The sequence below is a fragment of the Mycetocola sp. Y444 genome (genome assembly GCF_059445295.1).
In genome coordinates this window covers 600,513-612,452 of sequence record NZ_JCAIUB010000003.1, presented here as the reverse complement: position 1 = coordinate 612,452, position 11,940 = coordinate 600,513, and the positions used below count along the sequence as shown (strand labels likewise).

The window sequence follows — 11,940 nt, the reverse complement described above, 5'->3', positions numbered from 1 at the left end:
GGCCGAGAGCCGTCAGCGCTGCTGACGCAGGCTCACGAGCACGACAGCGCCGGCGATTGCAGAGATGCCGCCGACCAGGAGGGGGGCGGTGGCTGCGACATCATCGACGAGGATTCCCCCGACGATCGCACCGACAGCGATCGCAATGTTGCACACGGTCACGATCACTCCGCCGATCTGCTCGAGACGGGTCGGCTGAGTTCGGGCACCCCACGTAAGCACGGCGGTCGGAAGGCCACCGAAGCCGAAACCCCACAGCGCAGCCGCGACAAACAGAGCGACGGTCGAACCGCCGGTCGCGAGCATGACAAGCATCCCGATTCCCAGGACCGTTGGGAACAGGAAGACGGCCACTCGGAGTGCACGGTCGGCCAGCGGACCGCTGAGGGCCGTGCCGACGAAGTTGGCTACTCCGAACACGAGCAGAAGCAGAGCGAGTCCCCCGGCATCGATGTCGGATACGCTCTCGGCAGCCGGCCGAATGTACGTGAAGCCGCTGAAGTGACCGCCGAAGGCCAGCAGCACCGCGACCAGTCCGATGATGACGGCCCGGGAGCGCAGTGTCGCTCCGAGCGCCCGAATTCCGCTGCCAACAGTGGGTGTGACGTGCGGCAGTGTTGCCGCCTGCACGATCAGCGCCAGTGCCGCCACAACAGCGCCGAGGACGAACACTCCCCGCCATCCCCACAACTCCCCGAGCCATGCGCCGAGGGGCACCGCGGCGACGGTTGCAACGGACACACCGGCATTAACGACGGTGAGCGCGCGCCCGAGGTGGTCCGCGTGAACCAGATGCGCGGCGACCGCCGTGGCCATTGCCCAGAACCCGCCGAGTGCGACACCCAGCAGGAGCCGGGACGAGAGAAGCACCAGGAGGTTCGGTGCCAGCGCGACGGCGAGGTTGGAGATGATGGCGAGCAGCGTGAGGCCGATCATGACGCGGCGCCGGTCGGCATGCGGCAATACCACCGAGATGAAGAGGGCTGAGAGCGCGGCCGCGAGCGCGGTGACTGTGACGCTCTGCCCCGCTGCGCCGACCGTCACCCCAAGGTCGCCGGCAATACGCGGCAGCAGGCTCGCTGGCAGGAACTCCGACATGACGATCGCGAAGATCCCCAGTCCGAGTGAGACCACGCCGGCCCAGGAGCCGGGCTTATGGTCGGTCGATGTGTCGATCGACGAGGTTGTGCTGGTCACGATTCAATTCCTTCGATTGTTCGAGTGGTCAGGCGTGCTTGCGTACGGGGGGATGCCGTTCTCACCAGTGAAGGTGCCCGTCTTCGTCCTGGAACGTCCCTGTCGGGCCGTTCGGGTCGAGGGTCGCCAGGCGCACGACGGTTTGCGCACTCTCCGCGGGCGGCCTGCCGCCTTCGAACGCCGCCGTCATGTCTGTGGCGGTGTACCCCGGTTCGAGTGCGTTGAACTTGATGCCGGGATGCGACTTGGCGTACTGGATGGTGAGCATGGTGGCCGCCGCCTTGGACGCGGCATAGAGGAGATTCCTCAGTTGCGATTCGACCCGGTCGGGATTGTTAACCGCCCAGAACGACCCCGCGCTGCTCGAGACGGTAACCACCGTCGGGTTGGACGATTTCTTCAGCAGCGGGAGCGCAGCTTCCGTGACGCGCACGACTCCCACCGCGTTGGTGTCGAACGCTCGCAGCGCCATAGGGCCGTCGACATCGCCAAACTCCTGAATTCCCGCGTTGTTCACCAGGATGTCCAGCTGGCCCTCGACATCCCCGATAGCCCCCAGCGCGTTCGTTACCGACAGGTCATCGGTCACATCGAGCTGCACAAATCGCGCACCGAGCGACGCGGCAGCCTCCTCACCCCGCTCAGCGTCCCGCGCGCCGATGTACACGATGTGCCCCAACTCCACCAGCTGTCTGGCGGTCTCAAATCCGATGCCCCTGTTTGCCCCGGTAACCAGTGCGACGCTCATGCGTCTCCTCTCGAAATAAGCGGCCCGATCGGGCCGTTAAGGAAGCTATGAGAAGCGCACACCGCCAACCAGCACCCTTTCCAGCCGGGGGTATGACAGGGCCCCCTCACTCCGCGCCACACAGCCATAGGCTGGCGTCGTGAGCGAGACAACGAATCCCCTCGGCGCATACCTGCGGGCGCGCCGCGAACTGGTGACCCCGCAGCAGGTCGGTATTCCCGACGGTGGAGTCCGTCGCGTGCCCGGGCTGCGGCGCGAGGAAGTCGCCATGCTTGCCGGCATCAGTGCCGACTACTACCTGCGCCTCGAGCGCGGTCGCGATCGCAACCCCTCGATTCAGGTGCTCGAGTCGATAGCTCGCGTGCTGAACCTCAACGACGAGCACCTCTCCCACCTGCTGACACTGGTGGCGGATGTTCCGCGCCAGCGGAAACGGCGGCCACGGCAAGAGACGGTGCCGTCCGGAGCCCTCAAACTCCTCGACTCCCTCGTCCAGCCAGCGTTCATCGAGGGCAGATACTTCGACGTGCTTGCCTCGAACCCCCTCGCCCGAGCGCTGTCCCCCGGACTCAACGTCGGCGGAAACCAGCTCAGGGATCTGTTCCTCGATCAGGGCGAGCAGGCGCTGCAACCGGATTGGGAAGACCTCACTGAGTGCTTCATCGCGAATCTCCGGCAGGCCGTCGGCAATGACATCGATGATCCACGGTTCATTGAGCTCACCGGGCAGCTCAGTCTGGCGAGCCCGCGCTTCCGCCAGCTCTGGGCGCGCCACGAGGTCCGCGGCCAGTACGGCACACTGATTCGGTTCGACCACCCTCAGGTCGGGGAACTCGTCCTCAACCGGGAACGACTGAGCATCGGCGGCACTGACGGCATCATGCTCGTCGTCTTTCACGCTGACGCAGGGTCGATCGATGCAGACAAACTGGCGCTGCTGGCATCCGCGAGCGCCCCCACCTCGGATCCGTCACTCGAACTGCAGAGCCAGGATCCGTCGGTAACGGCCCGGTCCTGACACCCGCGGTCAGCTCTCCCGGTTGCCCTTGCCCCAGCCCCAGCCGGTCCGCTTCCTGGGAGCGGCAGGGGCGGATGCCACCAGTGGGGGCAGTGAGAGCGCCTCGCGAATGCGCTGGTTGGCCTCGGTCCATTCGTCCGCACCCGCATCGGCCCACAACTCTGCGAGTTCGCCGTCAGGGACCGTTGCGACGTCGAGGGCCCTCAGCGCGATAGAGGCGACCTCAGCGGGCGGGGCAGGGACGCGATCGACGAAGGACGAAATGCTCTCGGTGTAGCTGTCGGACTGCGTAGGCCGCCCACGCTGATGTGCCACGACCTCAGCGGCGGCGATGGCGACGGTTGCCGCGTCAGCGTCCACGGACGCGGGAGCTGTGTCAAGCACGGCCTGAAGCGCCTCAAGGACAGCATCCCAGCCGTCGGACCCGTCCAGTTCCCATGCCCAGTCGGCTGCGGCGTCATTGCCAAACGGTTGTCCACTCCAGGTTCCCATGAGGGAATCCTAGGGGGACATCGCGGCTGGCGGGGGCATGTCGCCGACCGTCGCGTCGCTGCGCTACGGCCGACCCACCCGCTCTTCGCGCACGTCGTCCTGCGACGCCATCGGTTCACTGATCAGCCGCAGCCCGGCATCCGAGTTGGACGACGCGGTGAGCGCGCTGATCCAGTCGAGGTTGATATTGGGCAGTCTCGATTCGTCGTACCTGAAGTGAAGCGAGATCCCCGGCGCAATCCACAGGCTCCCGGGTAGTCCCCCGGCGCCATCAGGCAGCTTCCAGCGGAAGGGAAAGCTTTCGCCTCGCCTGAGCTTCGCACCAATCACGATCTGAAGGTGCGCGAGCGTGCGGTCGTCGAGGTTGATGCTCGTCGTCGAATCGTAAACAAGCCGTCCCACCAGGACTCCCTACCCGGCGGGTATACGGGACTCGCCGTTGCCCCGAGACTACTCCCGGGTCGGCCGGCGGGAAAGACCGGTATTCAGGTGGACGATGCGATCTCGAAGGCGTGCCGAACCGCCTCGATCGACGTGGCGATGTCGTCGGCATCCGTCGACCAGTTGCTCACGGAGATGCGCAGGATGTCCCTGCCCTGCCAATGCGAACCGGACATCCACACTGAGCCATCGGCGATGAGCTGCTCGGTGACCCTGCGGGTGAGGTCGTCTGGGCCGAAGGCGAGACAGACCTGGGTGAAAACGACGTCGTTGAGGACCTCGATGCCAGGCACGCGCGAGAGCCCGGCGGCGAGCTCGGCCGCGGTGTCGACGAGGCGCTCAACCAGTGCGACGGTTTCTGAGCGCCCCAGTGAGCGCAGTGCTGCCCAGACGGGGACGCCGCGGGCGCGGCGGGAGAGTTCGGGGACCTTCTCCCATGGGTCGCCCGGGCCGTGGTCGTCGTGAATCAGATAGTCGGTGTGAACGCCGAAGGTGGAGCGGAGGACCGGAGGTTGAGCGACGATCGCGATGCCGCAGTCATACGGCACGTTGAGGGTCTTATGGGCGTCGGTCGCCCAGGAATCCGCCATGTCGATTCCGTCGAGCACGCCTCGGTAGCGCGGGCTTGCTGCGGCCCAGAGCCCGAACGCCCCATCGACGTGCACCCAGGCGCCGTGTTCGTGTGCCGCTCGGATGGTCTCTTTCATCGGGTCGAAGGCGCCCGAGTGCAGGTTGCCCGCCTGGAGACAGACGATCACCGGGCCGTCGACGCTCGCGAGGGCATCCGTCAACGCTGAAGCGATGAGCCTGCCCTGAACGTCGGAGGCGACAGGAGTCGGGGCGCCGAGGCCGAGGTAACGGAGGGCGAGGTCCACCGACGCGTGTCGTCCCTGGCCGACGAGCACGGTGACCCGTGGGCCGCCCGCCAGACCGTGGGCATCGAGGTCCCAGCCGACGGCATCCAGAACCGCTTTTCGACCAGCAGCGAGACCGACGAAGTTTGCGACGGTGCCGCCTGTTGTGAAGCCGACGTCTGCCGTTGCTGGGAGGCCGAGCAGGTCGAGGATCCAGTCCCCTGCCGCTTGTTCGATGGCGGCCGTTGCGGGCGAGGCGTACCGGAGAGCGCTGTTCTGGTCCCAGGCGCTGACGAGCCAGTCCGACGCGAGGGCGGCGGGAAGCGTTCCGCCGATTACCCAGCCGTAGAACCGGCCGGACGGCATCGCCATGAGGCCGGGTTCGGCGAACCTGGCCAGCTCATCGACAACCGCTGCCGGATCGGTTGGGCCGTCTGGCAGCGGAATGGAGAAATGCTCGGCGACCTGATCTGCGGTTTGCTGTGGCCGCACCTGGCGCGTTGGCAGTGACGCGAGCCACTCCAGGGAGTGCTCCCGTGCGCGGTCGAGAGGTTGGCGGTAGGCGTCAGGATGTGCAGCCACAGTCAGAGGCTAGACCTGGCCGGCTCGGCGCAACACCCCCTGCGTCGGTAACGTGCAGGCTCAGCGTCCGCCGCCCTGGTACACGTCGGGGGTCCCGTCGTTGTCCGCGTCCACGCGCTCCTCGGCTTCGATCTGCTTGTACCTGCGGTTCCGGATGCGCAGTACCACTGTCGCGAGCAGGGCAGCCAGAACGGATGCCGTCAGAATCGCCACCTTGGCGTGGTCGTTTTCGAGGCTGCCGAATCCGAAACTCAGCTCGGCGATGAGAAGCGAAACGGTGAAACCGATTCCCGCGAGCAGGCCGACACCGAACAGGTCCACCCAGCGGAAGGATGGGTCGAGCCTCGCCCGGGTGAATTTTGAGACCAGCCATGTTGTTCCCAGGATTCCGACGGGCTTTCCGGCGACGAGGGCAATGATGATGCCTATCGTGACCGGGTCCATCAGGGCGGAGGTGAAGCCATCAACGCCACCGATCGCGACGCCGGCAGAGAAGAAAGCGAAGACGGGCACGGCGAACCCGGCGGAGATCGGCCGGAACCGGTGCTCGAAGATCTCAGACAGGCCGGGCCCAGCCGCCGGGCCGCCACTGGCTTTGCTCCTGATCACCGGAATCGCGAAGCCAAGCAGAACACCGGCGATCGTTGCGTGAATCCCGGAGGCGTGGAGCAGCGCCCAGGTGACGACACCGAGGGGCAGCAGGATGAGCCACGCCGCCGCAGGCTTCAGACCGAAGAATCGCCGGTACTTCTGGGCGAGGAAGGTGTACAGCGCAAGCGGAATCAGTGTGAGTCCCAGGGCCACCACGTTGATGTCTGTCGTGTAGAAGACGGCGATGATCAGGATGGCAATCAGGTCGTCGACGACGGCGAGGGTCAGGAGGAAGATCCGAAGCGCGCTCGGCAGGTGGGAGCCGACTATGGCGAGGACGGCCACCGCAAAGGCGATGTCGGTCGCTGTGGGGATCGCCCAACCGCCGATTGTGGCGTCGTTTCCCCAGTTGATGGCGGCATAAATGAGCGCTGGAACGAGGACTCCGCCGACCGCCGCCGCAACGGGAATCACCGCTTTACGGAAGTCGCGCAGGTCACCTGCAACCAGCTCTCGCTTCAGCTCGAGGCCGACGAGGAAGAAGAAGACGGCGAGGAGCCCGTCGGATGCCCAGGCCCCCAGACTCAATTCGAGGTGCCAGGGCTCGTAACCGACCTTGAAGTCCCGCAGGGCGAAGTAACTGTCTGCGGCGGGCGAGTTCGCCCAGATCAGGGCGATGAGCGCGGCGGCGACCAGGAGCATCCCGCCGACAGTTTCCTTACGGAGGATCGTCGCGATTCTGCTCGCTTCGGAGTAGCTGCCCCGCGACAGTACGTTGGGGCGGTCTGGCGGCAGGGTTGCCATGGGAACTCCTTGAAAAATGGGTCGTTGATCGAATTTGCCGACCAGACTTCCCGGCGCACCACGTCGATACTATCCGGCCGAACTCCGGAACGGCACAGACCTATACCGGGAGAGCAATGGCCACGAAGTTGGCATTACGACGGGGTTGGGCCGGCAGGCTCCACAAGCGCATCTAGTGCGGCCTGCAGCGTGTCGAAGCGCTCCCATTCAGGACCGTGTTGCAGACGCACCAATTCGTAAACGCCCGCTGTCCTGCCGATGTAGCCCAGCATCCGTCTGGCATCGCTCTGGCTGAACCGCCCATCGCACACGCGCCACTCGTGGTCGCTGATGGCAAGAATCTCCAACACCGGCTTTGCTTCAACATTCCGGGAAACCGGCACTCACTTCTCCACTTCTTCGTCAGCGATACCGCTGAGACTTGCCCGCGAGGGTCTTCCACCGTAGGTTCACAACACAAGTCACGTCAGGACTTGACATCGGTCAACAGGGAGGTCCGGGCGCGTCTCTCTGGAGCGGCTCTCTGGCCGTTTCCGGGTTGTCGGTGTTGAACCGGACGATCCAGACGCTTGACCTGGAACGGTCACGCGAGTCGGGGGTTCGCTCTTGACCGGGACCACCCGTGGCCGTAGCTTGAGAGCCACCAGCCGAAGGAGAAACCCGTGAATCCTGACCTCGTTCTCACCTGGCTGGTCGCTGGTCTCGCCGGCGGGGCGTACCTGGCCGCCATCGGTTACGGCATCGTACAGATCGTCCGGACCCGTGACCTTTCGCGGGTCGAACGAAACCTTTGGATCGTCGGGTTTGTCGTCTCTCCCCTTATCGCAGCGCTCGTCTGGTTCTTGGCCGGCCCGCACCCCTGGGGGCTGCGGTTGGGTACTCCGGCCTTCCGCTGATCCGCCCCAATGCCGCAGCGGCATCCGCCATTGCCTGAAGGGCGACAGGCCCGCCCGGGGCGTGCAGCGACGACGGGGACTACTGGCGTGAGCGCGTTGAAGCGGCGGCGATCGCCGTCAGCTCACCGCGCGTGCGGACCCCGGCCTTGCGGAGCAGGTTTGACACGTGGAACTTGACGGTGTTGTCGGTGATGCCCAGCTGAGCAGCGATCGCACGGTTGCGCGCGCCCGATGCCACCAGTCGAAGCACGTCACGTTCGCGGGGGCTGAAGTCGGCGGAATCCTCGAGCGGTTTCGTCTCGGCGGGCGGGTCCAGCGGGAGTCGGATCGCGAGCGTCGTCCCCCAGCCCGTTGTCGATGACACGTCGAGACCGCCGTCGAGTGCGGAAACCCGTTCCGCGATGGGACGCAGTGAGTCGTCGTGGGCGCTGATGCTGCCTTCACCATCGTCCCGGATGTCGATCAGCAGATTGAGGCCGTCGCAATCCCATTGGATCCGCACACGTTTGGCGTCTTCCTGATCCACGAGGGCAAGCACCGCGCTGCGCACAATCGCCCGCGCCGCGTGGGCAACCTCTCCGGGCAGGGCGCGACCCCCGGTGGGCGGTTCGACGAATTGCACGTCGAGCCCGCCGAACCGGGCAAGCGGACGCAGGTCGGAGCGAAGCCGGGCAAAGGCTCCGTCCACGGGTTCGAGCATGGTGCCGCGCTGCTGATCGGTGGTGCTGCGCAACCCGATCAGCGACGCGGATGCCAGGTCGATCGCCGTCGTTCGGCTCGCGCGGTCATCCAGCCGCGACGAGCGGAGAACGGCAAGGATCGACTCGAGTGTCACGGCGTGCCGGTCGGCCTGTTCGGCAACCGCCTGCGCGTGCTCGAGCTGGAGTCTTCGGGGTACGGGGGTCGGATGCTCGCTGTCGATTGTCACCGGTTCAACCTACCCAGAGAAGCTGTACCTCCCCCGATGGGTAGGCCGACTGCACGGGCGGGCGGGGACCTCGGGGCCGCCGTCTGGAGACGATGGACCAATGACGAATTCCGAGACGGCGACGATCCCGAACACCGAGGTGACGGCATCCCTCGCCACGATCATGCGGGAACTCACCGCAACGACAGATGCGATTGCCGCACACGGCACCGACGATCTCGCCGACGTCGCGAACGCGGTGCACGGCGCTCGTCGGGTTTTCGTGCTCGGAGCGGGGCGGTCGGGACTGGCGCTACAGATGACAGCCATGCGCCTGATGCACCTCGGCCTCAGCGTCCATGTCGTCGGTGAAGTGACAGCTCCGGCGATCGGACCCGGTGACGTCCTCGTGACGGCAAGCGGTTCGGGGACGACGCCGGCAACAATTCGCGGGGCGGATGCTGCCGCGAACGCTGGTGCATCCGTGGTCGCCATCACGACGGCCGCTGATTCCCCGCTGGCTGCTCTCGCCACCGTGGTCATGGTTGTGCCGGCGGCGGGCAAGCTCGACCGTTCCGGTTCGGTCTCGGGCCAGTACGCCGGAAGCCTGTTCGAGCAGACCGTCATGGTTGTGGGAGACGCCCTGTTTCACACCCTCTGGCTTCGCTCGGGACAGAGCGCAGACGATCTCTGGCCACGCCACTCAAATCTTGAATGACCGATCCCGCTGCACTCGCACGCGATCACATCACCAACAGAAGGAACACACTATGAAGCTTCAGTTCGCTATGGACACCCTGACCACCGAGGCCGCCCTCGAACTCGCCGCTGCTGCCGCGCCGCACGTCGACATCCTCGAACTCGGCACTCCCCTCATCAAGAGCGCCGGTCTCTCCGCGATCACCGCGGTGAAGGCGGCACACCCTGACAAGGTCGTTTTCGCGGACCTCAAGACAATGGATGCTGGCGAGCTCGAGGCCGACATCGCGTTCACGGCGGGTGCTGACCTCGTCACCGTGCTCGGCGTTGCCGGTGACAGCACGATCGCCGGAGCCGTGAAGGCCGCGAAGAAGCACGGCAAGGGCATCGTCGTGGACCTTATCGGTGTGGCGGACAAGCCCGCCCGAGCGCGCGAGGTTGTCGCACTCGGCGCCGAGTTCGTGGAGATGCACGCCGGACTCGACGAGCAGGCCGAAGAAGGCTTCACGTTCGACACGCTTCTGCGTGATGGAGAAGCGTCTGGCACACCGTTCTCCGTCGCTGGCGGGGTCAATGTCACGACCATTGCTTCGGTCAAGGCCTCCGGTGCACAGGTTGCCGTTGCCGGCGGAGCGATCTACGGCGCACCCGACGTCGGAGCAGCTGCGGCCGCTCTGCGTGCGGCGATCGGCTAGGGAGTCCTGAGCCGGACACGAGTCCTGCACCCGGCACCCGGCACCCGGCACCCGGCACCCGGCACCCGGCACCCGGCACGAGCGTTTATGCGCACGTGCCGGGTGTTGTGCTGTCTGGAGCCGAAGTTGCGGTCATTTATCGGAAGTATGGTTTCCGGCGGATCCATTCGGCGATGGTGACCTTGGGTTTGCCGTTCACCATCGTGACGGTGAAGACTCCGGTGTCGACCATCCGATGGTGGAACCAGCAGAACAACACACCGTTATCGAGATGGGTGGGCCCACCTTCGGAGTGCGGGATGATGTGGTGGGCTTCGCAGCCGGTGGCCGGGATCTGACAGTCCGGCATCGCGCAGGTTGGACCGTCGCGGGCGATCATCCCCATCCGTTGCGTCCGGTTGAACCCACGTTGGTCGTTGCCGAGGGCAACGACGGTGCCGTCGGGGTCGATGAATACCGGGATAATGCTCGCGTCACAGAGAATCTGGCTGATCGTCGATGGCGCCACCGGGCTGTTCACTCCCACGATCTGTCCGGTACCGGACTTCGAGTCGATGACGTCCGCATTGACCGTCACGACGACGGTCGGTGCAGCACCGGTGACACTGGGCGTGTCGGTGGAGCGGGCGAGGGCGTCGATCATCGCGGCGAACACGTCAGCGCGTTGCTGCCCCGCGGTGCGGCGGGCCCGGATGGGTTCGCTGAACTCCGCAGCGGGGCTCCCGTCGGTACCTTGCGGTGAGTCAGCGGTGTCTGGATTGGTGCCGGCCACGATTCGAGAAGCGCCGGATGCGAAGGCGCCCGCGTCGCCGGATCCGAAGGTGCCTGTGTCGCCGGATGTGGTGGCGCCGCTGTCGCCGGTTCCGGTGCCACCAGCTCCGCCTGTTCCATCACCAGAACCCGCGGCAGCGTCCGCGGCCGTTGGGGCGTATCGGTCCGCGGTCTTCGGACTCAACACCGCATCGAGCAGCGCGTGGAGTTTCGCGCCGACATCGACGGTGACCTGCCCTCCGAACTTCACCAACCCGTCCTTCGCGGCACGGGCGATCCAGAAGTCACGTTTCTGGAACGCTTTGTCGGTCAGGGGTTCGATCCCGTCTTCGTCCAGCCGGTCACGCCACTGCCGAGCCTGAATCCCCACAAGGTCGGCCGACATCGGTAAGCCGTCGCGCCAGCCCGCACCGACCGCCTCACTGACCAGGGTGCGTTCGGCAATCGCGAGGTGCTCCACCTCAGCGCGGGGTGCGGCCAAAGAGAGTTCCCGCGTGATCGCTTCAGCGGTTTCCACCCCGATCAAACCCTGCCGGAACGCCTCACCGACCACCGGGAACAACGGCGGCAACGGGAACCCGGCATCCGTGGAGCGGCGGCAGGTCCGCTGCCCGACCCGGATGAACCGTGACGCGGCAGCGGAGGACACTCCGGTGATCACCTCGATCAGGTGCGACGGACGCTGGTAGTTGTGTTTCACCGCCAACCCGTCGTTGCCCCGGGCCGGGTCGGACCGGTCCGCGACCTCGGCACTCAACGCTGCGAGGACCGCTTCACCGGCTCGCACCACCCCGGCGACCTGGCCCAGCTGCGTCAGCAACTGTTCGCCGGTCAACCGGTCGAGGTGATCCAGGTCAAGAACATCAACCACCTGCCCCAGATGAGTGAGCAGTCCGATGAGCGCACTCTCCCCCTCCGGCACACCGGCCGGCGGAAAGTCGCTCACCGCGAGGCTCATGACACCCGCACACCCCCACCCACCGGACCTTCGGTACCGGGCACGGCCAGACCGAAACCCGCCACACCAGAACGGTGGCGGATCGGACTGCTGACCGGGATGTTCATAACCTCAGTACACACCCAACCACTGACATTGGAACTGCCACACTGGGGGCCTCGCACCGGCACCATCCCGGGCGTTCGAACGCGACCCTGTAAGGGTGCGGATTGAGCAGCTGACCGGGATGTTCATGACTTCAGTACACACCCAGCCACTGACATCGGCGTTGACCGAGCCGAGGCGCT

The 11,940-nt window shown here is 65.9% G+C and carries 13 protein-coding genes; 4 read left to right on the top strand and 9 right to left on the bottom strand.

From position 1 onward, the window contains the following. Window positions 1-12 precede the first annotated feature (12 nt). Both AC1C2M_RS14430 and AC1C2M_RS14425 read right to left on the bottom strand, forming a co-directional pair. Window positions 13-1,197 carry an MFS transporter gene (locus tag AC1C2M_RS14430; protein WP_495437258.1) on the bottom strand — a complete coding sequence of 395 codons (1,185 nt, stop codon included), beginning with the start codon at window positions 1,195-1,197 and terminating at the stop codon, window positions 13-15. 61 nt (window positions 1,198-1,258) lie between these two features. Further along, the gene (locus AC1C2M_RS14425; protein WP_495437256.1) at window positions 1,259-1,945 is read right to left on the bottom strand and encodes an SDR family NAD(P)-dependent oxidoreductase; all 687 of its coding nucleotides are present in this window, start codon (window positions 1,943-1,945) and stop codon (window positions 1,259-1,261) included. 139 nt (window positions 1,946-2,084) lie between these two features. Here AC1C2M_RS14425 and AC1C2M_RS14420 point away from each other — a divergent pair, with 139 nt between their 5' ends. Next, window positions 2,085-2,963, top strand: coding sequence for a helix-turn-helix domain-containing protein (locus AC1C2M_RS14420; protein ID WP_495437254.1), 879 nt, complete (start codon window positions 2,085-2,087; stop codon window positions 2,961-2,963). A gap of 9 nt (window positions 2,964-2,972) precedes the next feature. Here the strand turns inward: AC1C2M_RS14420 and AC1C2M_RS14415 are convergent, their stop codons facing one another. The 5 genes from AC1C2M_RS14415 to AC1C2M_RS14395 all read right to left on the bottom strand — a co-directional run bounded on the left by AC1C2M_RS14415 (window position 2,973) and on the right by AC1C2M_RS14395 (window position 7,110). Then, complete coding sequence (locus tag AC1C2M_RS14415; RefSeq protein WP_495437253.1) at window positions 2,973-3,455, bottom strand: DUF4259 domain-containing protein; 483 nt, start codon at window positions 3,453-3,455, stop codon at window positions 2,973-2,975. 63 nt (window positions 3,456-3,518) lie between these two features. Then, on the bottom strand, window positions 3,519-3,857 hold the full coding sequence (locus AC1C2M_RS14410) for a DUF7882 family protein (protein WP_495437252.1): 339 nt from the start codon (window positions 3,855-3,857) through the stop codon (window positions 3,519-3,521). Window positions 3,858-3,940: 83 nt separating this feature from the next. Continuing rightward, window positions 3,941-5,332: a pyridoxal phosphate-dependent decarboxylase family protein gene (locus AC1C2M_RS14405; protein ID WP_495437250.1), complete on the bottom strand. Its 1,392-nt coding sequence runs from the start codon at window positions 5,330-5,332 to the stop codon at window positions 3,941-3,943. 60 nt (window positions 5,333-5,392) lie between these two features. Next, window positions 5,393-6,727, bottom strand: coding sequence for a Na+/H+ antiporter NhaA (gene nhaA / locus AC1C2M_RS14400; RefSeq protein WP_495437248.1), 1,335 nt, complete (start codon window positions 6,725-6,727; stop codon window positions 5,393-5,395). 134 nt (window positions 6,728-6,861) lie between these two features. Next, window positions 6,862-7,110 carry a hypothetical protein gene (locus tag AC1C2M_RS14395; protein ID WP_495437247.1) on the bottom strand — a complete coding sequence of 83 codons (249 nt, stop codon included), beginning with the start codon at window positions 7,108-7,110 and terminating at the stop codon, window positions 6,862-6,864. A 279-nt stretch (window positions 7,111-7,389) separates the two neighbouring features. Between AC1C2M_RS14395 and AC1C2M_RS14390 the strand changes: the two genes are divergently transcribed. Then, window positions 7,390-7,623, top strand: a complete 234-nt coding sequence (locus AC1C2M_RS14390; protein ID WP_495437246.1) for a hypothetical protein — start codon at window positions 7,390-7,392, stop codon at window positions 7,621-7,623. Between the two features lie 79 nt (window positions 7,624-7,702). Here the strand turns inward: AC1C2M_RS14390 and AC1C2M_RS14385 are convergent, their stop codons facing one another. Continuing rightward, entirely contained in the window at window positions 7,703-8,551 is an 849-nt protein-coding gene (locus AC1C2M_RS14385) for a helix-turn-helix transcriptional regulator (RefSeq protein WP_495437245.1), read from the bottom strand. Between the two features lie 100 nt (window positions 8,552-8,651). Here AC1C2M_RS14385 and hxlB point away from each other — a divergent pair, with 100 nt between their 5' ends. Then, window positions 8,652-9,248: a 6-phospho-3-hexuloisomerase gene (gene hxlB / locus AC1C2M_RS14380; RefSeq protein ID WP_495437243.1), complete on the top strand. Its 597-nt coding sequence runs from the start codon at window positions 8,652-8,654 to the stop codon at window positions 9,246-9,248. A 52-nt stretch (window positions 9,249-9,300) separates the two neighbouring features. Beyond that, window positions 9,301-9,924 carry a 3-hexulose-6-phosphate synthase gene (gene hxlA / locus AC1C2M_RS14375; RefSeq protein ID WP_483406162.1) on the top strand — a complete coding sequence of 208 codons (624 nt, stop codon included), beginning with the start codon at window positions 9,301-9,303 and terminating at the stop codon, window positions 9,922-9,924. Window positions 9,925-10,060: 136 nt separating this feature from the next. On the opposite strand, the gene AC1C2M_RS14370 is transcribed toward hxlA, so the two are convergent. After that, a complete protein-coding gene (locus tag AC1C2M_RS14370) occupies window positions 10,061-11,641 on the bottom strand; it encodes an HNH endonuclease signature motif containing protein (protein WP_495437241.1) in 1,581 nt (526 codons plus the stop codon). Window positions 11,642-11,940: the final 299 nt, after the last annotated feature.

Excerpts from the sequence above, each read along its gene's own strand:
- AC1C2M_RS14425 (WP_495437256.1), bottom strand. The coding sequence starts at position 1,945 with ATGAGCGTCGCACTGGTTACCGGGGCAAACAGGGGCATCGGATTTGAG.
- AC1C2M_RS14415 (WP_495437253.1), bottom strand. The coding sequence starts at position 3,455 with ATGGGAACCTGGAGTGGACAACCGTTTGGCAATGACGCCGCAGCCGAC.
- nhaA (WP_495437248.1), bottom strand. The coding sequence starts at position 6,727 with ATGGCAACCCTGCCGCCAGACCGCCCCAACGTACTGTCGCGGGGCAGC.
- hxlB (WP_495437243.1), top strand. The coding sequence starts at position 8,652 with ATGACGAATTCCGAGACGGCGACGATCCCGAACACCGAGGTGACGGCA.
- hxlA (WP_483406162.1), top strand. The coding sequence starts at position 9,301 with ATGAAGCTTCAGTTCGCTATGGACACCCTGACCACCGAGGCCGCCCTC.